The 23165-nt window shown below is 48.0% G+C and carries 18 protein-coding genes; 9 read left to right on the forward strand and 9 right to left on the reverse strand.

Features of this window, described 5'->3' with window-relative positions:
* Positions 1 to 127 precede the first annotated feature (127 nt).
* The 4 genes from ACXAG2_RS02930 to ACXAG2_RS02945 all read right to left on the reverse strand — a co-directional run bounded on the left by ACXAG2_RS02930 (position 128) and on the right by ACXAG2_RS02945 (position 4770).
* Positions 128 to 2188 carry a putative bifunctional diguanylate cyclase/phosphodiesterase gene (locus ACXAG2_RS02930; protein ID WP_474864389.1) on the reverse strand — a complete coding sequence of 687 codons (2061 nt, stop codon included), beginning with the start codon at positions 2186 to 2188 and terminating at the stop codon, positions 128 to 130.
* Positions 2189 to 2253: 65 nt separating this feature from the next.
* On the reverse strand, positions 2254 to 2700 hold the full coding sequence (locus ACXAG2_RS02935; RefSeq protein ID WP_474864390.1) for a tellurite resistance TerB family protein: 447 nt from the start codon (positions 2698 to 2700) through the stop codon (positions 2254 to 2256).
* Between the two features lie 93 nt (positions 2701 to 2793).
* Positions 2794 to 4443 (reverse strand): ATP-binding SpoIIE family protein phosphatase, encoded by a 1650-nt coding sequence (locus ACXAG2_RS02940; RefSeq protein WP_474864391.1) that lies wholly within the window; start codon positions 4441 to 4443, stop codon positions 2794 to 2796.
* Positions 4444 to 4464: 21 nt separating this feature from the next.
* Complete coding sequence (locus ACXAG2_RS02945) at positions 4465 to 4770, reverse strand: STAS domain-containing protein (protein WP_474864392.1); 306 nt, start codon at positions 4768 to 4770, stop codon at positions 4465 to 4467.
* Between the two features lie 238 nt (positions 4771 to 5008).
* Between ACXAG2_RS02945 and yciH the strand changes: the two genes are divergently transcribed.
* The 7 genes from yciH to ACXAG2_RS02980 all read left to right on the forward strand — a co-directional run bounded on the left by yciH (position 5009) and on the right by ACXAG2_RS02980 (position 13062).
* Positions 5009 to 5332, forward strand: a complete 324-nt coding sequence (gene yciH, locus ACXAG2_RS02950; RefSeq protein ID WP_474864393.1) for a stress response translation initiation inhibitor YciH — start codon at positions 5009 to 5011, stop codon at positions 5330 to 5332.
* A gap of 54 nt (positions 5333 to 5386) precedes the next feature.
* Positions 5387 to 6187 carry a response regulator gene (locus ACXAG2_RS02955; protein ID WP_474864395.1) on the forward strand — a complete coding sequence of 267 codons (801 nt, stop codon included), beginning with the start codon at positions 5387 to 5389 and terminating at the stop codon, positions 6185 to 6187.
* A 255-nt stretch (positions 6188 to 6442) separates the two neighbouring features.
* A complete protein-coding gene (pheA, locus tag ACXAG2_RS02960) occupies positions 6443 to 7630 on the forward strand; it encodes a prephenate dehydratase (RefSeq protein WP_119500799.1) in 1188 nt (395 codons plus the stop codon).
* A 323-nt stretch (positions 7631 to 7953) separates the two neighbouring features.
* On the forward strand, positions 7954 to 9417 hold the full coding sequence (gene betB / locus ACXAG2_RS02965; protein ID WP_474864397.1) for a betaine-aldehyde dehydrogenase: 1464 nt from the start codon (positions 7954 to 7956) through the stop codon (positions 9415 to 9417).
* A gap of 9 nt (positions 9418 to 9426) precedes the next feature.
* The gene (gene betA, locus ACXAG2_RS02970; protein ID WP_474864399.1) at positions 9427 to 11130 is read left to right on the forward strand and encodes a choline dehydrogenase; all 1704 of its coding nucleotides are present in this window, start codon (positions 9427 to 9429) and stop codon (positions 11128 to 11130) included.
* A 3-nt stretch (positions 11131 to 11133) separates the two neighbouring features.
* Entirely contained in the window at positions 11134 to 12351 is a 1218-nt protein-coding gene (locus ACXAG2_RS02975) for a BCCT family transporter (protein ID WP_474864400.1), read from the forward strand.
* A gap of 9 nt (positions 12352 to 12360) precedes the next feature.
* On the forward strand, positions 12361 to 13062 hold the full coding sequence (locus tag ACXAG2_RS02980; RefSeq protein WP_474864402.1) for a TorF family putative porin: 702 nt from the start codon (positions 12361 to 12363) through the stop codon (positions 13060 to 13062).
* Between the two features lie 106 nt (positions 13063 to 13168).
* On the opposite strand, the gene ACXAG2_RS02985 is transcribed toward ACXAG2_RS02980, so the two are convergent.
* The 5 genes from ACXAG2_RS02985 to ACXAG2_RS03005 all read right to left on the reverse strand — a co-directional run bounded on the left by ACXAG2_RS02985 (position 13169) and on the right by ACXAG2_RS03005 (position 21465).
* Entirely contained in the window at positions 13169 to 15823 is a 2655-nt protein-coding gene (locus tag ACXAG2_RS02985; RefSeq protein ID WP_474864404.1) for a TonB-dependent receptor plug domain-containing protein, read from the reverse strand.
* A 393-nt stretch (positions 15824 to 16216) separates the two neighbouring features.
* Positions 16217 to 17362, reverse strand: coding sequence for a bifunctional chorismate mutase/prephenate dehydrogenase (gene tyrA, locus ACXAG2_RS02990; RefSeq protein WP_474864405.1), 1146 nt, complete (start codon positions 17360 to 17362; stop codon positions 16217 to 16219).
* 30 nt (positions 17363 to 17392) lie between these two features.
* Entirely contained in the window at positions 17393 to 18484 is a 1092-nt protein-coding gene (locus ACXAG2_RS02995) for a 3-deoxy-7-phosphoheptulonate synthase (RefSeq protein WP_474844790.1), read from the reverse strand.
* 236 nt (positions 18485 to 18720) lie between these two features.
* Positions 18721 to 19236, reverse strand: a complete 516-nt coding sequence (locus ACXAG2_RS03000; protein WP_474864407.1) for a maltose acetyltransferase domain-containing protein — start codon at positions 19234 to 19236, stop codon at positions 18721 to 18723.
* Positions 19237 to 19332: 96 nt separating this feature from the next.
* Positions 19333 to 21465 carry a TonB-dependent siderophore receptor gene (locus ACXAG2_RS03005; protein WP_474864409.1) on the reverse strand — a complete coding sequence of 711 codons (2133 nt, stop codon included), beginning with the start codon at positions 21463 to 21465 and terminating at the stop codon, positions 19333 to 19335.
* A gap of 254 nt (positions 21466 to 21719) precedes the next feature.
* On the opposite strand from ACXAG2_RS03005, the gene ACXAG2_RS03010 reads away from it, so the two are divergent.
* Both ACXAG2_RS03010 and ACXAG2_RS03015 read left to right on the forward strand, forming a co-directional pair.
* A complete protein-coding gene (locus ACXAG2_RS03010; protein ID WP_119500791.1) occupies positions 21720 to 22049 on the forward strand; it encodes a DMT family transporter in 330 nt (109 codons plus the stop codon).
* 177 nt (positions 22050 to 22226) lie between these two features.
* Entirely contained in the window at positions 22227 to 23165 is a 939-nt protein-coding gene (locus ACXAG2_RS03015; protein ID WP_474864410.1) for a sensor histidine kinase, read from the forward strand.

Here is a 23165-nt window from a genome sequence, read left to right on the forward strand (position 1 = left end):
GTTAAACAGGAGATTGCACAAGTAGTGCCAAAATACCATTAACCAACAAAATCAGTAACTTGCGGTTTAACACTACGAATAAGAAGTTGCAAGTGTTGCAAATTATCTACACTGGCGGCGCAAATTTTTATCCCTGCGCCGCATCCGGAGCATTTAATAAATGCAGATAATTTTGGTCAATAGTCAGCAGTTTGGAGAGGGGTACAGGCTTGCTGAACAAGTACCCCTGAACATGATCACAGCCATGCTCAATCAGATACGCCCATTGACCGGGGTGCTCTATACCTTCGGCACATACGGTTAGTGCCAGTCGTTTAGCCAGATCAATGATGGTACCGGTTACCAGCCGTGAGCGCTCAGAGGTGTCCAGTTCACGGATAAACTGACGATCAACCTTAAGCGTATCGATGGTGATTTGCGTGAGGTAACTTAACGATGAATAACCGGTACCAAAATCATCCAGAGAAATAGCACAACCGAGATTGCTGAGACGCTTAAAGAACTTATCAGCAAAAGCAAAGTTTTCCAGATAGGCGGATTCGGTGACTTCAAATTCGAAATACTCAGGATTCACCTGATAACGTTCGAATAACCCGTAGATATCGTCGAACAATCCGGTGTGGCGTAAATCGTGGCCGGACAGATTGATTGCAACTTTAAATTTTCGGGAGATCAGCATTTGCAAATCGGGCAGCTCCATACATACCCGTTCAATCATCCACTGGGTGATGGCCGATATTTTACCGCCCTGCTCTGCAATGGGAATAAACTCTGATGGCATCACCAGACCAAATTCAGGATGCTGCCAGCGTATCAGCGCCTCAAGGCCGATAATTTCACCCTGCTGACTAATTTTGGGCTGATAGTAAACCAGAAATTCATCCTGCCGGATGGCACCGTCAATGCTGTTAGCAATAGACATTTTACGCTTGTACGATTCAACCATATCAATGGTGAATAATGTGTAAGTCCCGCGTCCTTTCGCTTTAGATCGGTACATGGCAAGGTCAGCATTACTCATTAACTGACTGAGCTCGTACTCCGCATCACTGGCTCTGGCAATCCCCACACTGACACCAACGGTCAACGCCAGACCTCTCAGCATGAAGGGTTCGGTAAATGCGCTGACCAGTTTATCCGCCAGATTTTTCAGGCTTGCATCCGACACATCCCTGTCAGGCACAATGATAAATTCATCACCGCCCAGCCGTGCAATTAAATCGCCTTCCCGCAACAGGTTCACCACACGGTCTGCCACTTCTATCAGGATCAGATCACCGGTTTCATGTCCCAGCGAGTCATTAATCCCTTTGAATCCGTCGAGATCAAAGAAAACCAGTGCCAAATCATCTTTGGTGCGTCTTACACGGGCCAGCTCAAGCCTGAGGTTATCCACCACAAATTGCCGGTTAGGGAGTCCTGTGAGGCTGTCGTAATTCGCCAGCCGCATCATTGTTTGCTGCTGTTCCACCAGCGTATCGTTCTGTTCTTTATTGATGATCAGTTCGACTTCGATTGTATCGAGAAAACTGTTGATACTGGTGCCCAGCCTGGCGACCTCGTGATTATGTTTATCAGAAAATCGCTTTGAGTAGTCTTTGTCTCTGGCGATATCACGGGTAAATTCGATCAGGGCCTGCAGCGGTCTGAGCAATCTGCGGCTTACCAGCAGCGCGACAATCACGGTGAGAAAGATGGTGCCGGCAAGCCAGGGAATGACAGAGAAAAATAATGTCTTCTGCGACTGCGCCAGCAGCCCGTTCATATCACTGACCATCACCACTCTGCCAGTCAGATAAGGCTCTTTACCGATATTGGCAACGGCATACATAAGTCCGTCAGCCACCTGAATGCCAGCAGGCAATGTGGCAGCAAAGGAGTCACTGGCCAGGTTATTCTGTTTAACCGAAGAGGTGATGAGGTTTTTTCTTAAATCAAATACGAAAGCCGCAGTGACCTGACGGTGTGATAACTGCAGAGCAAGTTCCTTTCGTGCTACTTCGCCATCGATGTCACGGTTACCCTGTGCCGGCTCCAGGCGGGCCGCCACATTCTGCACGAGGGCAGACAACTGCTCATGCTGCATGGAGGTAACACGGGCTTGCTGCGCGTTCAGCGACACGATGTAGACAACGATTACAGACGCCGCTACTGCTACAGATATCAGCAACGTCAACGGCAACTTCATGGACCGGAACAAACTAACCTGCCTGATTGTTTACACCAGTCGGACGACTCAGCTATGCAAACTGCTCAACCGGCAGACTGTTCCGTAACGGAAAGCTTTGTTTTAATAAACTGGCTGTGAGGTAAATGTAATAAGTCGGCTATACGTCTGATGGTATGCTCTTCAACAGGAGCAATATTTTTATCGGCATAGGCCACTTCCCATAAGCCCGTTAGAATAGCCTGCTTTTCATCAATATTACACTTTTGATTAATAACATGTGTGAACTGCACCATATCGACCGCTTCTTCTGCCGACGTCTGACCTTCGTTCATTAATGCGTTCAGCTCATCAGCATCCAGAGAAAACTGCCTTTCCAGCAAGGCGCGGTATGCCTCAAGTTCCCTGGGGTCTGCTTCGCGATCTGCGCGAATAATTTCACTCAGCAACACGGCGGTGGCCAGTTCTGTTGTATGGGTTTGCGGTTTGTCTGACGGGTTATCCCTGAACAAATCAAGTACGGCTTTTAACATGTGATATTCCGGTTTGGACGTTTAACTGTTTATACGCGTTTTCAACCAGAATGTTTCACCCCGTGAGATAAGCAAGCAAGCGCCGGCGATAAATTACCGGTCAACAGACAACCGTACCTTCAGAGCGTTGCCGTTACCTGAGTAAGTCACCTGCTCACAAAGCTCGTTGAGGAGTGTCAGCCCTCTGCCAAAACTGTTGTCTTCCCCGGTATTTGCCGGCGCTGTATAATCAAACCCCTCTCCGGAATCGCTGATTGTGATATCCAGTGCAGCATCTTTGGGCAGAAACTGAATTAAAAAACTGACCGAGCCTTCCTGCAGTTGTTTAAGCCTGATTTCCCGCGCCTGATAATACTCCAGAAAGCCGTCCGGTGAGGATTTTAACGCAGAGTCCAGTTTCAGAATGCCATGCTCGAGTGCGTTATTGAACATCTCCGAAAGTACAGTGTAAAGATCTGAACGCAGCAACGTCATACCGGGTTGAGAATTTATCATTTCGATAAGCGACGGTACGATATGCTGATTTTTAAGCTCTGCTCCGCTGAGAGACAGACTGATGCTGTAAGGCAGCTCATTGAGGATAAAGTCATTTTTCACTGTTGCCAGTGACTGACAGGTATACAACACAATGGTCATGTCGTCGGCCTGCTGCAGGTCGCCACGGTAATTCACTGCCCTGTCATGCAAATATTGTGAAGTTACCTTTGCCTGTGCGGAAAACCACTTAATAACGCCCTGTTCGTCAGCCATTTCTCCGGCAGCATTCATCACCTCCATCAATCCGTCGGTGTAGACCAGTAGCTGGTCTCCCTCTGCCGCTTCGAACACCTCACAGTCATCTTCAAATTCATCAGACTCGAGGATACCCAAAGCCATATGCCTTGGCGGTAAGGTGCGCACCCGGCGTGTGCCAGCTTCCTTCAGCAATAACTGAGGCATGCCGCCATTCCAGACGGAAAACCGCTTGCCGCTGGCATCTATTTCCACAATGACAGCGGCACAAAACATATCTGCCGGAAGTAAAGATAATAAGGTGGTATTCAGTTTTGCCGCCATTTCTCCGACAGAAAGACCACGCCTGGCCATAGAACGGAAAGACCGGCTGACAGGCAGCACACCGATAGCAGATGCAAGACCATGACCGGTGAAGTCACCCACCATGAAATACACGCCGCCGGCAGGACTGGCTTCACACAGAAACACATCTCCGTTAAACACCGCCGCCGGTGACAAATCGAAATCGAAGAAAGCGGTGATGTCAGACTTGTTTACAATGGCATTATTAAAAATATGCTCAACAATAGTATGTTCGCGGTCAACATTCTGCTGAAAATACCGTAAAGCACGGTTCTGCAATTCAATTTTATTGCTGAGTTGCCTGATACGCCCGTGAGCACGGATTTTCGCTGCCAGAATGACTTTATCAAAAGGCTTGGCGACAAAGTCATCACCACCCACTTCAAGACAACGGGCCAGACTCTCTTTATCGTCCAGTGAAGTGATGAAAATCACCGGCAGATAGCTGTCACCATACATTTGCTTTAAATGGGGAGCGACCTCGTATCCGTTCATCTGGGGCATGATCACATCAAGCAAAATAAGATCAGGCTTAAGCCGTGAGGCCATCTCCAGTGCTTCTGCACCATTTTTCGCTTCGTAGCAATCAGTGTACCCCTCTTCTTCCAGCATGTGCAGAAGCAAAAAGCGGTTCAGCGACTCGTCATCGACAATCAGAATTTTCATGGCTTTGAGCCTTTCCGCTTATCAGGAAATGGCAAATTTCTTGTCGAACCGGGAGATAGTTAAGATGCGCCCGACCTGAGGACGACAATGGGTTATTTTGTATTTCAGCGATTTGTCTGCCAGTGTTTTCTGCATGTTGAGCAACATGCCAAGAGCCGAACTGTCCATGTATTCCGTTTTGCCCAAATCGACTTCTACGGTTTCAACAGTTTGAGGTAGCGACATATACGCATCTCTGAATTCCTGCACCTTGCCGAAATCAAATTTATCGTCCATTTCGATTACCCAGGTGACGCCATCATCAGATAAACCAGCTGTAATTGTCATTCATTCTTCCTTTGATTAAACCTTGTTTAAGCGTAGTCCGTTATTAACCGTTTATAAAACATAAACAACGGAAAAAGCCGGAATCCATTGGGATTTCCTTGTAATATTTCTTATCATTACCTTAACAGGCACACTAACGTACTGAGATGCATGCGGAAATAGCGAAAAGCGCACTGATATTAGACTAAAGACTAAATCACCCGTACGGTGCCATACAAACGTAATCAGAGACATACATATGCAAGACTCAAAATTAGTATACAGTACCGACGGTGGACGTGTTCAGGAATCGAAACCACAAATGACCCGCTCATCTTCCAAAGATGGTGTGGTCAGAATTCACCGTGAAACAAAAGGACGCAAAGGTAAAGGTGTATCTGTTATCCACGGTCTGGACCTGGATGCAAAAGCCCTGAAGGCCTTGTGTACCGAGCTGAAGAAGAAATGCGGCTGCGGTGGCGCAGTAAAAGAAGGCCTGATAGAAGTGCAAACTGATGACCGCGAAAAACTGCGGACTTTACTTCAGGACAAACAATATACCGTTAAACTGGCCGGTGGATAAACCGAATCCTTACTACAATTAGTCTCATTCAATAGTGACGTCAGGTGAGAAAAAATGGAAAAGCTTTCAATCTCTGACTTGCACATAGTGCTGGTCGAACCTTCAGATACACAACGAAAAATAATTACAAACCTGTTACTCAAGGAAAACGTCAGAGAAATTGACGCTGTCAGTTCAATCAAAGAAGCCCGCGACGCTATCGAATCCCACAGTGCAGATTTGGTTGTCAGTGCCATGTATTTTGAAGACGGCACCGCCATTGAGTTATTAAAATTCATTAAAAGTCATCAGGAATATGCATCCATTCCTTTCATGCTGGTGTCCAGCGAAAGCCGTACTGTGAAACTGGAAGAATTTAAACAGGCAGGGGTAGCCGCGATTTTGCCTAAGCCTTTCGAACCCATTCACCTATCCCGGGCACTGAACGCAAGTTTAGATTTAATTAATCACGATGAGCTTGAACTGGAATTGTTCGACGTGCATGAAGTCCGCGTGCTGCTGGTTGATGACAGCCGTCTGGCCCGCAATCATATCCGCCGGGTGCTGGAAGGAATGGGTCTGAAGAAGATCACTGAAGCAGAAAACGGTGCCATGGCCCTGACGCATATCAAAGATGCCGAATTTGATTTGGTAGTGACAGACTACAACATGCCGGAAATGGACGGCCGTGAATTATCTGAATTTATCCGCTTTAATCCGGAAACTGCGCATATTCCGATTATCATGGTGACATCTGAGTCTCAGGACAGTATGCACATGGCGAACATTCAGCAAACCGGGGTTAATGCCCTGTGTGATAAACCCTTCGAACCCACCGAAGTGCGGGCTATGCTGGCAGCCCTTCTAGGCGAGTAACCGGTAAACCCCGGTGCTGTTAGCACAACCGGCACTAAGATTGAAGATGAACGGTGATAACGACCGGTGCAAAACTGTATAAAACTATTGACACTCACCGGTCATCGTCATAAAGTCGGGCATATGAAAACGAATATAAAGCACACTAACGCATTCTTTTTTGGTTTTATCACCTTCATTTGAGGGAGGATGCGCTGTGTGTATAAACCTCCCGCACGGGAGGTTTTTTTTTGCCACGAATACGAGTGTAGAACTATGTCAGAACCCGCTTTAGACGCAATACGAAAACGCATTACCGAACTGGACAGCCAGTTGTTAACCCTTCTGGCCGAGCGGCGTCAGCTGACCAATGAAGTAGCAGAAACGAAAATCCGCCACCACATTCCGGTGAGAGATGTTAAACGGGAAGAACAACTGCTTATCCGTTTAATCAAAGAAGGCCGGAACGCTGGCCTGGACCCCCACTACGTTACCCAAATTTTTCACGTCATTATTGAAGACAGTGTACTGAATCAGCAAGCCATGCTGGCTGAACGGGCGAATCCCGGCAGCAGCCTGCCGCTTAACCGTGTCGCTTTTCTGGGTGATAAAGGGTCTTACAGCTATCTGGCAACACAAAAATATTTCTCCCGCCGGCCCGGTGAACTGATGGAAATGGGCTGCCAGAGCTTTGCTGAAATTGTTCAGAAAGTAGAAAGTAATGAAGCTGATTACGCTGTACTACCCATTGAAAACACCAGCTCAGGCAGCATCAATGAAGTTTATGACCAGCTGCAACACACTCACCTGAGTATCATTGGTGAACTTACCCACCCTGTCCGCCACAGCTTACTGGTAGCTAAAGACACCAGTCTCAGCAAAATTAAAACCTTGTATGCCCACCCTCAGGTATTTACTCAGTGCAGCCATTTCCTCGCGGAACTGGGCAATGTTGAAGTGAAAACCATGGATGCTACCTCTTCAGCTATGCTGACTGTCAGTGAGTTACAACGTGACGATGTGGCTGCTATCGGCAGTGAAGCCGGCGGAAATCTTTACGGATTAATGGCTATTAAGTCTAATCTGGCAAATCAGAAAGAGAACCACAGCCGCTTCTTTGTTGTATCCAGAGATCCGGTAAAAGTACCGTTACAGGTTCCGGCAAAGACCACGATTATTATGTCTACGGTACAGAAGCCGGGGGCTCTCGTTGAAGCACTGACAGTGCTCAAAGACAACCAGCTTAATATGACCAAACTGGAATCACGGCCGATCACGGGTAATCCCTGGGAAGAAATGTTTTACATCGACTTCGAAGGAAATCTGGAAGACGGACCGGTACAGAATGCCATTGAGAGCCTGAAAAAGATGACCCGCTACCTGAAGGTGCTGGGTTGTTACCCCACTGAAGAAGTCAGTCCGACAAAAGTAGCCGCCGCCAGCGCGCTCATCGACAGCGAGTAATCGCCAACATTTAAATCAGCCCCGTGCAGGGGCTGATTTGCCTTTTCCTCTCATTTCTGCGACCATGCGCCGCGATTTATACTGCGTTTTTTTCTGCTGAAGTTCAGCATGCTATCTATATGATACAGAAAGCTTTCAAATTCACTAAATAATAATTAAGCGTCATCACACCCGTTTGACTTCAAACGAAAGTGAGCCAAAACACCCTCTCAGAAAGTATATAACGCGATTTCGAACTGAATGATACCTGCACTGCGGGGGTACTTTGCTACCCGTATTTTGGCCGGTGTCATCGTCATTTTTAATTTTTACTGAGGTATCTAATGTCTGAAAAAAGACTTCTGAATTTTATCCACGGCAAACCTGTCAGTAACCAGTCCGGGGAAACCTTCTCTGTTACTAACCCGGCCACCGGAGAAGTCATTTACGATGTTGAAGTTGCTGATGACTCAATCCGTCAGGCAGCAATAGAGAGTGCCAGAGAAGGTTTTAAGCAGTGGTCCTCTATGACTGCAATGGCACGTTCACGAATACTGCTTAAAGCCGTCGCTATTCTGCGTGAGCGCAACGACGAACTGGCCCGTTACGAAGTACTGGATACCGGAAAGCCTATTCAGGAAGCAGATTGTGTGGATGTGGTCACCGGTGCTGATGCCATCGAATACTTCGCCAATCTTGCCCCTGTTCAGGTTGGTCAGCAACAGGATCTGGGCGGGGATTTCTACTACACCCGAAAAGAACCTCTGGGCATTTGTGCCGGGATTGGTGCGTGGAATTATCCAATCCAGATCGCCTGCTGGAAATCAGCGCCGGCAGTGGCCGCCGGCAATGCCATGCTGTTCAAGCCATCAGAAGAAACACCGCGGGGAGCGGTTGAGCTGGCCAAAGTCTACATAGAAGCCGGCGTTCCAGCCGGTGTGTTTAATGTGGTTCATGGTGACGGCGACACAGGTAACTGGCTGACCACTCACCCGGACATTGAAAAAGTGTCGTTTACCGGCGAAGTAGGCACGGGCCGTAAAGTAATGGAAGCCGCTGCCGCCAATTTAAAAGATGTCACCATGGAGTTAGGTGGCAAGTCCCCCCTTATCGTTTTTGACGATGCGGATATTTCTCAGGCTGTGAGTGCAGCCATGCTGGGGAATTTCTATACCCAGGGCGAAGTATGCACAAACTGCACACGGGTATTTGTTCATGAAAGTGTTTATGACGCTTTTGTCGGTGAACTGAAAACCCGCACGGAAAACAATATCAAAGCCGGCGACCCGATGAACCCGGACGTCAATTTCGGCGCCCTGATTTCAAAAAAACATCAGGACCTTGTGATGGGATACATCGAAAAAGGAAAAGCTGAAGGCGCGACACTGCTCACCGGCGGCACGACGTTGCAACCGGACGATGCCCCCAACGGCTATTTCGTGGCACCAACCATTTTCACTGACTGTTCGGACGACATGACTATCTGCAGGGAAGAAATCTTCGGCCCTGTCATGAGTATTCTGACCTTCAAAGATGAAGACGAAGTGATAGACCGTGCTAATAACACCCCTCTGGGCCTGGCAGCAGGCATCATGACCAAAGATGTACAGCGGGCTCATCGTGTCATCCACCTGCTGAAAGCCGGAATTTGCTGGGTCAATAACTACGGCGCTTCTCCTGCTGAAATGCCTGTGGGCGGCTACAAGCTATCCGGCATCGGCCGTGAGAACGGTATCGAAACCCTTGATCAGTATACCCAGACAAAATCAGTATACATGGGCATGACACCACTTGAAGCACCGTTTTAAGGAGTCACGATGAAACAGTATGACTACATTATCGTCGGTGCGGGCTCTGCAGGCTGTGTGCTGGCAAACCGCTTGTCTGCCAATACGCAGCATAAGGTATTACTGGTAGAAACCGGCGGCAGTGATAAAAGCATTTTCATTCAGATGCCCACTGCCCTGTCGATTCCGATGAATACCGACAAATACGCCTGGCAGTTTCACACGGAACCGGAGCCTTATCTTGATGACCGTGAAATGCACTGCCCGAGAGGAAAGGTGCTGGGTGGCTCATCATCAATAAACGGAATGGTGTACGTACGGGGCCATGCCCGCGATTTTGATGAATGGGCAGAGCACGGTGCTGAGCAATGGGATTATCAACATTGTCTGCCTTATTTTAAACGTGCAGAAGACTGGTACGAAGGTGCCAACGCCTACCGCGGAGAAGACGGCCCGCTGGGAACAAATAACGGCAACCAGATGCAGAACCCCCTTTATACCGCTTTCATTGAAGCGGGCAAACAGGCGGGTTATGCAGAAACGCTCGATTACAACGGCGCACAGCAGGAAGGTTTTGGCCCGATGCACATGACCGTGCAAGGCGGAAAACGTTGCTCTGCCGCAAGGGCTTATCTGGATCCGGTTAAGCACCGTGACAACCTGACCATTGTGACCCTGGCGACTGTTGAAAAAGTCCTGCTGGAAGGCAAAGTCGCAAAAGGTATTCAGTTCACCGGCAAAGACGGCACTGAAAAAGCATTTGCAAGCAAGGCTGTTATTCTCAGTGCCGGTTCCATCGGATCTCCTCATTTGTTGCAACTATCCGGTATCGGTAACCGCGAAGTACTCGAAAAAGCCGGTATTGATTGTCAACATCACTTACCCGGTGTGGGAGAAAACCTGCAGGACCATCTGGAGTTTTATTTTCAGTTCTACTGCAAAGAACCTGTCACACTGAACCGCAAACTGGACTGGATTTCAAAAGGCCTGATCGGAGCCCGCTGGCTGCTGTTTAAAAATGGCCTCGGTGCTACGAATCACTTTGAGTCCTGCGGCTTTATCCGTTCGAAAGAAGGTGTGGAATGGCCTGATCTGCAATACCATTTTTTACCCGCCGCCATGCGTTACGATGGAAAAAGCGCAGTGAAAGGTGACGGGTTCCAGGTGCACATTGGCCACAACAAACCAAAGAGTCGTGGATTCGTGCATGTAAAATCAGCGGATCCGTCACAGGCTCCGGCAATACAGTTTAATTACCTGCAACATCAGGATGACATAGAAGGCTTTCGCGCCTGCGTCAGACTGACCCGCGAAATCATCAATCAGCCTGCCTTTGACAAATACCGTGGCGAAGAAATCCAGCCCGGCAAACAGGTGCAGACTGATGAGGAAATCGATGCATTTGTCCGCCGGGCGGTGGAAAGTGCCTACCACCCCTCCTGCTCATGCAGAATGGGTGAGGATGATATGGCCGTGGTCGACTCGCAAACCAGGGTACACGGTATCGCTAATCTGCACGTGGTTGACTCGTCCATCTTCCCCACCATTCCTAACGGTAACCTGAATGCACCGACCATCATGGTGGCTGAGCGGGCTGCCGATCTGATTTTGGGTAATGAACCATTGGCTTCAGAGAACCGTGATGTGCTCGGCGATCTCAAGTGGAAGCAACGTCAGCGCAGCAGAGATATGGGTGTCATGGGCGTTGAATCGCCGGTGAACAATCAGGAGTAACCTATGAATTTATGGTTAAGCGCCGGTATCGCGCTAACCCTTATCGCCATTGTTTTCATTTTGTGGAAATGGGGCAACTTAACCATGATCGGTGTGACGCCGGTGAAAACACTGACCTTCATTTCCATTCTGTTTACTTCAGGACTGGATGTAGGACTGATCATGTTTCCATTGACGGAGTTCAGCACCTATGCCGATACCCCGGCAAACCCGGAGTATGCCTTTACCAACCCTCTCGCCATTGAGTTCGGGTTCTGGGGCTTCTTCATCTGGGCTTTTTACTTTGTTACCTGTTTTTACTTTTGTGTCATCGAGCCGAAGGTAAAATTCTTTGAAATCAGCTGGGTAAAGTTCATCAATAACATGGTGATCATCGGTACCTGTGCATTTACGGCGTTCCTGCTTCTTAAAAACCTGCCATGGTATTTGCCGTCCCTCGGAGATGGCGAGTCCATAGTACCTGTGTTTTATCTTATCGTGTTCGCAGCCATCGCTTTTTCGGTGTACAGCAGCACAGATATTAAATACGTCAGAATTTTAAGTGTTTCTACGACCTGGTTGTTTATCTCGCTCATCGCATTCATGTGGGGCGGTGCTTTCTTGTGGGGTAAAAGTGACATTTCAGAATACTTCGCTGCCACATCCCTGCTGGGCGGCTATTTCGCAAATATTGAGCACTTTCTGTTCCCGCTGAATAACTATCACGCGTTTTATCTGTTCTGGTGGTTTGCCTGGAGCATCATGATTGGTCAGTTTACTTCCCGCTTCGTCGGCGGCTTAAAAACCTGGCAGGTGCTGTCAGCGATGTTGATCTTCCCCTCGATTCCCATCGCACTGTGGTTTGGTGTGCTGTATCACTATCACGAGGCCGGTTTAGACACCACCGGGATCCGCAACATCGCCATGGTGTTTGTGGGTATTGTGTTCGTGATCAACTCGCTGGATTCCCTCATTCGTTTATATACCGACAACCTGAATCTGTCGTCTGGACGACTGGGTAAATGGAAGTACTTCTTCCTGAACTTCATCGCACTGGCAGCACTGACCATGCTGTTCAAAATCGACTTCCTGAAAATTCAGTGGGTCGGCGCCCTGGTGATTGCCCTGTTCTATTGCTGTCTGGGCTATATTCTGTACAAGAAATTCACACCGGTCAGAAAAATAGACAGCTCACCGAAAGAAAATGAACTCGATTTTGAAAAAATCGAAACCATGCAGTAAGGAGAATATATGCAGTTTACATATTCAAAAATGGTAGCGATTTGCTCACTTGCCGTTGCACCAGCCGCGCTGGCGGACTGGTCAGCCACGGTAACCGGCGCCTCTGATTACATATTTAACGGGGTAAGTCAGACGCAGAATGATCCGGCCCTTCAGGGTAGTATCGACTATGCGGCTGACAACGGCTGGTATGCGGGCAGCTGGACATCCAATGTGGATTACGGCGATTCAGCAAACCGCGAACTGGATTTTTACACCGGTTATTATCAGTCACTGAATGATTCAACAGATGCTGATTTCGGTATTGCTTACTACAGCTACTATGGCAGCTCTGCAGCCAGCGAATATAACTACCCGGAGATGTACGGAAAACTGATTTTTACCCACCGTCTGGGTATAACAGAAACCACACTGTGGTATTCGTGGGATTATTTCGGTACCGGCGCAGACCATGTCATCGGGAAAGTCGCCCATACGTTCAGTATTGCAGACAACCATGCAATACAGCTGACAGTTGATAACTCTCATTCACTGGATGAAGAAAAATATCAGTGGGATACCGGTGACAGCAGTTATGTGCATTACAAAGTGGCGTATCAGACGCAGTTTCATGGTTTTGATATTGAGATTGCAGCGGAGGATACAACATTGAGTTACGACACGGCGGATGCAAGATTATTTGCCAGTGTCAGCCGCACATTCAGCTTTTAACTAAAAAAAAAGCGCAACACGGTACCAGGGAGACGACCGGTTGCGCAGTTCAATCAGAGTAAAGCAAGCATGTTTGAGGACTTGCTTTACTCATATTGCACAAAGCTTAGAAGCGTGCAGTGATGCGGGCGTGTAAATAACGGCCCAGCACGTCGTAAACTTCCGGTACTGTGTTCATATCGTTGTACGAATAGAGGTACGGAGGCGTTTTATCAAACAGGTTGTCAATACCGGCAGACACTGACCACTGATCATTGATGTAGTATTCACCTGAAACATCGTGGTACACCACAGTACCCACATCAGTCATCAGACCGTACGATTCCAGATAGTAATCGTCTGTCATGCCACCGATGTAGCGCATCTTCCAGCGCAGCTTCCAGTCATCAGTACCGGCTTTAATCGCAAAGTTAGACTTCCACTCTGCAAATCCACCGTTGTTACCGTCGATTTTACCTGTGTATTCCACATTGTCTTCGGTGTACTCAAGCAGACGGGTGGTATCCCAGTTAACGTTCCAGTTGAGACCCAGTGCGTCGAAGTTATAGGTCACATTGGCATCAACACCACGGGTTTTCAGGGTACCCACGTTAGTCAGCGGTGATTCCATATAATCAATGTTACCGGTGATATCGTCACGGACGATGCTCAGAACACTACAAGCTTCTTCATCACCACCGTAACAGCTGTCCAGATAAGACTGTGTATCGATACGGGAAATTGCGTTGCTCAATTCAATGGTGAAATAATCCAGTGTCATTGATAAGCCTTCCACAAAAGACGGGCTGTACACCACACCTAATGTATAAGTATCAGCCTCTTCCGGGCTCAGGTTATCAATGGTCACGTAGGTATTCTCAATCTGAGAATCCGTGTACGCATAAGAGGTGTTACCAATCTGCGCATTACAAGCCTGATATACGTTTGACGCGGTATCCAGGCTGCCATAGCCTGAGCACGGATCAACCAGGTAATCGAAGGAACCCACGTTACCGCCGTACAGTTCATCGACGGTGGGTGCACGGAATGCAGTAGACGCCACACCACGGAACATCAGATCTTCGTTTACACGCCAGGTCAGACCCAGCTTCCAGGTGATATCAGAATCAAACGTGCTGTAATCAAACCAGCGGATAGCGGCATCAAGAGACAGCTCTTCTGCTCCGGGGACGTCAGCCAGTAAAGGCACAGCAAATTCTGCGTAAACCTGCGTGGTGTCGTAGCCGCCGGATGTAGGATCCTGCGCCGAGGCGCTGCCATCACCTGCAACAGTTACCGCATCAGGCTGATACCAGCCTTTCTCTTTACGGTATTCCGCACCACCGGCAAAGCCGACGAAACCGGCTGGCAGTTCAAAAAGCTCTCCCGACAGGTTTACATTCCAGGAAGTAAACTGGTTACCACCGGATGCCTGGTCGGTATAAGTGATGTAATCCAGAGTTTCCTGAGTAATGTTGCCTTCAGTGGCGAACCAGTCCTGACAAGGAATCGTGACATCGTCACACACATCAGTGTCCATGGTCTGATAAATTTTAGTCAGGTTGATGTAATTGGAAGAACGGTCTGTGGCATCGTTACGGCCGTAGGTGTAAGACACATCCCAGTCAAAACCGTTACCGATATCCAGATAGCCCTGGAATCCGACGACTGAACGGATGGTATCTGTGGTCTGATCGAAAACCCGGTCACCCACTTCTGTCATACGACGACGCATGGAGGTTGCGACACCGAAAGGGTTACCTGTCGCATCAGCGGTCAGGGTTGCACTGATCGGAGACGGCGCCATTTGCTGCGTGGATGTACGCTTGGTATACAAAAATTCCATGTATGCCTGTGCATCATCAGTCAGGTTGTAATTACCGTTCGCGAATAAGCCGATACGTTCCTGCGGCGTGTACAGATAAGAACGCTCAGAGTAGTTGTAAGGCGTGTAACCTTCAGAGAAGTTCTTATCACTGTCCAGTGTTCCCCAGCCGTCGCCCGCATTGTATGCACCACCCGGTACATAGGAACTGCCTGACTGGCAGTTACCTTCTGCATCATAATCGTTGTCAGGACAGGCAGAGAAACCACGGTCGCCCTGCATGGCAGAGCCACGGTCAACATAGCTGATACCCAGAACGATATTGCCTTTATCGCCGCCTGCACCGGTTACAATACTGATGTTACCTGTGTTGGCATCACCCTCATCACTGCCTGCATAACCGACATCAATCTGAAAACCTTCAAAGTCGTCTTTTGTCATGATGTTAACCACACCGGCAACAGCGTCTGAGCCGTATACCGCAGAAGCACCGTCTTTCAGTACTTCAATACGCTTGATTGCCGCCAGCGGGATAGTGTTAAGGTCAACCGAAGAGTCTGCGCCGGTACCGGAATTTACCATTCTGCGCCCATTAACCAGTACCAGTGTACGGTTGGCGCCTAAACCACGCAGGTTAATGCGGGCAGCCCCCACACCGCCGTTGTTCGATGCGGCACCTGTTGCCATACCACTGGCAGCAGGACTTTGTTGTAAAACCTGTTCAACCGACGTGTAGCTGCCTAAAGAAATGTCTTCAGCGCTGATGATTGCAACGGGACTGGCCGTTTCCATGTCGGTACGCTTAATGCGTGAGCCGGTAACCTGCACTTTTTCAACCTGCTGTTCAGCTGTGGCTGTATCCTGTGCGAAGGCGTGTGTTGTCGTTAGAAGGGTTGAAGCTGCTCCCATTGCAAATGCAATTTTAATCGATTGGGCGATTTTAGGATTGATGTTCACTTTTTAGTTCCCCTGAACTATTTGCATTATCTGAAATCAGACAATTACGAAGTTCTGATTATTGATGGTTATATTTGTGCGACTGAAATCGCGGCGGGGAATAAATCATATTCCAGCTGTGTAAATCAATTTACAAAAGGGGAAATAGCGACAAAAATTCCATTTTTTACTTTTAATTACATTTTAAAGACAGTGGATGAATAATTTTTACACACATCAGTGAAACCTAAATAAAGCCCAACTAAACAGTAACTTTATTGATAGTGAACACTAACCTTGAATTAATTGTAAAATCACCTTTTAATTCGACGAATTTGAGTTAAATATCATACAAAACAAAAAAGCAGACAAACGTCCACCTTTTTCTATTAATTAAATATCAAATAAAGATAATTAATTTTTTCTCAACATCTCATCATCGTCGGCTTTTAATAAAAGCTGTTTACTGTCGACAAGACATTTTTTCGCGTAATCTCCGAACCAGCTGCCAATGCGGTCAAACTCATCGATAAATGCCTGTTTATCGCCTTTTTCTAATAACGATAATGCTTGTCCGAAACGCTCATGAAAACGCTTTAACAACGCAAAGTTATCAGGATTATTGAAGATAATGTCTGCGTAGAGTTGCGGCGACTGAGCGAACAGGCGGCCTACCATTGCCAGTTCAAGACGATAAATCGGTGAGCTGAATACTGTCAGAGTTTCCAGATCCGGGTTTTCACCCTGCAAATGGGCGCCATAAACAAATGTATTGAAGTGGCGCATTACCTGAATAAAGGCCATAGCCCGATCGTGCTCTTCTGCCGTGCTGTGATGAACAGTGGCACCCCAGGTGCGCATTTGCTCAATCAACCACTGATAGCTGGCTTCTCCCCTGCCATCACATACCACCACAACCTGCTTTATCATACCGGGCGCATCGGGTCCGAACATGGGGTGTAAACCCACCACCGGACCTTTGTGGCACGCCAGCATGGTGGTCAGAGGCTTGACTTTAATACTGGTGATGTCAGCCAGCACACAATGTTCAGGCAATGCATCCAGTTGTCTGATCACCGCTTCAGTCAGTGTAATAGGTACGGCAACAATCACCAGATCTGCCCGCGCAAAAAACTGTTCCGTTTCCGGTTTTGACCAGTCGTCTTTTTCTACCACTGCCACCGGATAACCGGACTTTTCAAACAGACTGACGATGACTTTACCCAGCGCACCGGCACCACCGACAATAACAACCTGCTGAATATCAGGATTAATACAGCGGTAGCGGTTATTCTGGGTGTGATAAGACTCACGCATGATCCTGCGCAGTAAATCTTCGGTTAAATCAGGCGATACACCGGCAGCTTCTGCATCGGCACGTCTTGAGGCAATGAGTTCTTTTTCCCGCTCGGGCACATACACAGGCATGCCTGTTTCCGCTTTGATTTGACCAACTTGAGTGGTCAGTTTTGCCCGCCGGGATAATAAAGAAACGAGCTCAGCATCGAGCTCGTCAATACCTGACCGCAGTGCGGCCAGTTTACTGGAATGATCCGTCATGTTGCGACTCTGAAGAGAGGCGCTGCAGCTTCAGGCTACAGCAGACCGTTTATTTTGGCGCAATGGTAACACAGTTATCAGCTTATCTCTGGTTTGGGTAATAAGCGTATCTGTGGTTTCCCAGTCAATACATCCGTCAGTGATTGACACACCGTACTCCAGCTCGTCAACAGGCACACCATCCCCTTTCTGGTTACCGGCATTAATATGACTTTCGAGCATTATACCGATAATCGACTGGTTACCTTCCAGGATCTGGTTAACCACGTTCTGTGCAACCAGCGGCTGACGACGGTAATCTTTGGAGGAGTTAGCGTGACTGCAGTCCACCATCAGTCCGGCAGTCAGACCGGCTTTTTCCAAATCAACTTCGCAATCAGACACACAAACGGAGTCGTAGTTTGGTTGTTTACCGCCACGCAGAATGATATGGCCGTCAGGGTTACCACTGGTAGAAATCACCGCTACCTGCCCCTGTTTGTTAATACCCATAAAGCTGTGACCGGAAGCAGCTGATTTCAGCGCATTCACTGCAATATCCAGACTGCCGTCTGTGCCGTTTTTGAATCCGACAGGCATAGACAGACCTGATGCCATTTCACGGTGGGTCTGAGACTCAGAAGTACGGGCACCGATAGCACTCCAGCTGAACAGCTCTGCCAGATATTGCGGGCTGATTGGATCCAGCGCTTCTGTCGCAACAGGGATTTCCAGCTCTGCTAACCAGATCAGTAACTCACGGGCTTTACGCAGGCCGGTTTCAATATCAAACGTACCGTCCAGGTGCGGGTCATTTATCAGCCCTTTCCAGCCTGTGGTTGTACGTGGTTTTTCAAAATACACACGCATAACAATGAAAAGGGTATCTTTGCACGACTCATGAAGTTCTTTCAGGCGCAGCGCATAATCTTTCGCAGCGTCGATGTCGTGAATGGAACAGGGACCACAGATCACCAGTAAACGGTGGTCACGGCCATGAATAATATCGGAAATAATTTTTCTGGATTCAGAGATAGCCGAAAGGGCTTCATCAGAAACCGGCAATTCTTTAGCTAAATCATCCGGAGTGATCAGTACCTGTTCAGCACTGACGTGTACGTTGTTAACGGTGTCCTTAATCATGAGACTCTCTTCATAAAATAAAATTGGTTGGCCTGCCTGCAGTGACCTTTTGCAAAATTGCCGCCGGCGCTACACGGTATTTTAACTGCCCGCTCACGATGTAAATCTAAGTTTACAGAATACAAAAATCTTTATTGGCGTAGCTCGTTGACTTTTTATCAATTTTTGATAAAGGCCGCAACCACCACCGGAGACTTTTTTGACACTACGCCGGCAAAATCGTTCTAAAGACCAGGTTATCGCCGGCCTGCGACTGCGCCGTCGGGGATGACTGTATTGTCTTTTATTACGGTGCCCGGCAGAATTGTTACGCCATTTCCGATAGTTACATTGCTCCCTATCACCACAGGACGTGCCCGTTGCCATCCGGCAAGTCGCTTTTGCGGATCTTTATGATGCTCAACGGTGGCAATAACCACATTATCTCCGGCCCTTACATTATCGCCGGTTTCCACAGAAGCGCCATCAAGAATGGTCAAATAACAACCAGCGGTAAACACACCCCTGCAAACAATTTGAAATCCGTAATCACAATTAAAGTGACGACCTGTCTGTAAGCCCGTGGCACCGGGAATAAGTTGACTGAGTAACTGTGACTTTTCCGTTCCTGAGAGAACGTCAGCCTGATGACACAACTGTTTTGCCTGCGCTCTTGCCTGCCTGAGGCCGGCATCATTAGTGAGATACCATTCCCCTGCCAGCATGTTCAGAAATTCAGGATTGTGCTGTAAAAGTGAAGTGCCGTTTTCCATTCAGAAATGCCTGTAAAGATGGGGAAGAGAAAGCCTATCACAGACACAAAAATGCCCGCTACTCAGGCGGGCATTTTGTTACATTGTCAGCAGGAATTAATAATCCCAGCTAACCGTCAGACTGTAGTTTGTCGGTGATCCGTAGAATGCCTGCTCGGTTCTTACTGAGCTGAGGTATTTCTCGTCAGTAATGTTATCCAAATTCAGGCTGAAAGACAGATTATCACTGAAGCTGTAGGTCACATAACCGCCCAGCACAGCGTATGCATCCTGAGTAATACGGCCATAACCTGATGTGAAATAAGTTTCACTCTGATACCGGGCAGACAGACCCATATTAAGCTTTTCATTCCACACAGGAGCATAGTCCGCCAGCATCTTAAAAGTTCGACGGGGAATAAAGTTACGGGCTTCATCGCCGTTCTCGTCATCCATGCTCAGCACCGTTAAACCACCCTGAACAGATAACTCATCAGTGATTGCACCGGACAGTTCAACTTCAAAACCGTTTGAGTCTACGGTTACACCACGGTACAGCGCATAATTAAAGTCATCTGAGTAATCGTCGTCATCAACACCGTCACCATCGCCGTATTCGATGAATTCATACAGGTTTTCCTGTTCCGTTCTGAACAGTGCAACAGTCAGCAGGAAGTTGTTTGCGAACTCTTTCTTAACGCCCATTTCATAGCTGCGGCCTTCTGCTGAACCCAGAGGCTGAAGATCTTCATTCAGGTAATACTGTGGCTGATAAATATCGCTGTAGCTGCCGTATACATTCAGGCCTTCCAGTACTTCCCAGGTAAAGCCGATATACGGGCTGCTGCCATCTTCAGTCGTAGAGGTTGACGCGCCCCAGGACTCACCCTCGTTTTCATAGTCAACAAAGCTGACACCAAGCACCAAATCAAGCGCATCGGTAACCGCAAGCTGTACTGAGCCGTAAAAACGGTTTAATGAAATGTCGGTATAACCCGCTTGATAAGGCGCCGCCCACTCAGGGAGTGCCACTTCAGTTCCCGTCCAGCCAGGCAGAGCAGGCATGTCATCAAAGCCACTCAGTGCGCCGGCATCCAGATCGCTGGTTTCTGCATCAGCCAGGCTGATACCGACATTAAATGTTTGCTCCCTGCCCCAGGCCTGAAACACGCCCTGCAGGTTGTTATCCCAGATTAGGGTTTTATCTTCGGCATCAAATCTGCCGGGATAACCCAGCATTCCCAGACCTGTGTCGGCCTCTAAACCCGTGTTGGAGTAGGTATAGAATAATGCTGAATGATCTTCATAACGGATGTGGTTCAGCTTCGACGTATATTGCAGGTTATCGTTAATAAACCAGTTCAGTTCGGCAAAGGCGGTTTTATTCAGGGTATCCCAGTATGTCCAGTCCATCGCTGTCGTGGTAGAACGGTCGAAATCAACCTGGGTGCCATCTGAATAAATTAAAGGCACTGCGCCCCAGGTTACACCGTCACTGTTGTTGTCCTGATGCGAATAGCCGAACATCACAGTCACGCTGTCACTCAGCTGTCCGTCAACGATACCGTAGAACACATTACGTTCATTTTCGTACAGGTTCAGCCAGCTTTCTTTATTTTGATGGGCCACCACCACACGGGCTGCCCAGCTGCCGGAATCAGTCAGTGGTGTGGATACGTCAGCCACAGTTCGCATGGATGCCCAGCGTCCCAGTGTAAAGTCAACACTGGCTTCGGTTTCGTTACCGGGGCGTTTGCGCACGTAATTTACCGTCCCGGACGGATTACCCAGACCGGTGATCAGACCGTTTGAACCACGGATAAACTCAACCTTTTCATAAATTGCCGTATCCAGGTCGCCGACAAAAATATCGCCGAAAGGAATGCCCGAGCCGTCAATGTGCATACTGGTGATGTCAAAACCACGGGCGTTGAAGTATGTCCGGTCGGTTTCAGACTGATCGACGTTAATACCTGTCACCTGTTTAAACAGGCTGTTGATATCACTTAAGCGGTAGTCTTCAATCAGATCAGATTCCAGAATCGACAGCGACTGTGGCGTATCAAAGCTGTCCAGCCCCAGGCCTGTCGCGCCTGAACTGATACGCTGAACGCGACTTTCAACAATTCGGATTACTTCGATATTGTCTTCATCCGCTTGCGCACCGTTGTTGTCTGCATCAGCATTCTGCGCCTGTACAGCCATTGCCAGCATGATAGGTGAAAGCGCAAAAATGTGCTTTTTAGTCATTGTGAAACCTGCTCTTAACCAAAGTGAAAATTCGGACGACATTATAAAGAGGACATAGCGAATTTCAAATAATAATTATTATCATTAACATTAGATAATTATTATTTATCATGACATTTGTCATCTGACACTGATGATGTTTGTGACTTACAACAGGCAACCGCTCAAGCCATACTGAACATGCTTCAACATTGAGTACATTTAACCGGAACTGAACCCGCTGCAAGCCCGGCTTGCACAATAAGGAGAACACCATGATTTATGTATTACTTGCTTGCGCCATTTTCACAGAAGTTGCTGCCACACTTTGTTTAAAAATGTCGGACGGCTGGGAAAAATGGCATTATGGCTCTGCGTCAATTGCTCTTTATGCAATCTCAGGAATGATATTTGCGGCCGTATTAAAAAATATGGGTATTGGTGTCGCTTATGCAATATGGTCGGGGATGGGCATTGCGCTTATTGTCACTGCGTCAGTTGTATTTTGGAACCAAAAATTCGACACTTACGCTGTTGCGGGAATAGTGCTCATACTTTCGGGTACACTATTAATTACCAGCAAATCTGCCGTCGTATTCCAATAAGGAAGGAATTCATCAGTTATGCATGCTGCTCAGCTACCGTTACTGTCGGAAGGATCCAAGAAAAAATGGTCTTACAGTTCATTAATTTTCTCGTTATCTTATTTTGTCCCTCTTTTTTATGCTGAATCAGTTGCTCCCCGGGAGTTAGTGATCTTTGGCTGCGGATACATCCTGTTTGTGGCTCTGTATCTGCTTGCCATTCACTGCAAGCTATCTACCCTGCCCCTGCCTTTGTCGGCTTTGACGGCCCTGTCATTTACCATCAGCTTTTACAATCCGGGAGCGTCTGTACTATTTGGCTTTATTGCATATATTGCCGGCTACTACTACCCGGTTTCCGCCGGTATCGCATTTGTACTGTTTACCGGTTTGTCCTTAACAGGCTTACAATTATTCTGGTTTGATGATCACCTGCTATTTTTTCTCGCTTCATTAATTAACCTGCTTGTACTTTTTTGCTTTGGCGTAATGGAACGTAAGGAAACCTGGAGCCAGCTCAAAGATGCCAGACACGCAGAGTCATTGAGTGCGCTCAGTGCTATTGCAGAAAGGGAACGCATTGGCCGTGACCTCCATGACATTGCCGGCCACGCACTAAGCAGCATGTCACTGAAAGCACAGTTAGCGGGGAAACTCATCGAAAAAGGCCGCACGCAGGAAGCACACCGGGAAGTAAAAGCGCTTGCACATCTTTCTCAGTCTCTTTTAAGCGAGATCCGTCATGCAGTCAGCGACCTGAAAAAACTCAGCGTTTCGGAAGAAATTACCAAAAACACCCGCGCACTCTCTGAACTGGGCTTTGCAGTCAACGCCTCTGTTCACGACGATGCATTTAGCGGTCTCAGCGCCTTGCAAGAATCTCATCTCGCGCTGGTCGTAAAAGAAGTATTTACCAATATTTTGCGGCACAGCAAGGGGAATCTTGTGAGTCTTTCAGCCCTGCGGGAAGACGGAATGTTAGCGATAACGATTGAAGATAATGGTAAGCATGCGGTTATTGATGCGGGAAATGGACTGACTGGCATCAGAGAACGCGCAGGCTTAATAGGTGCAGAGATGTCGATAACGAGTGGCGACGCTACAAGGGTCAGACTGACCTTACACACCGGAGAATAA

The sequence above is a fragment of the Alteromonas sp. ABH4_456 genome, from assembly GCF_056160645.1.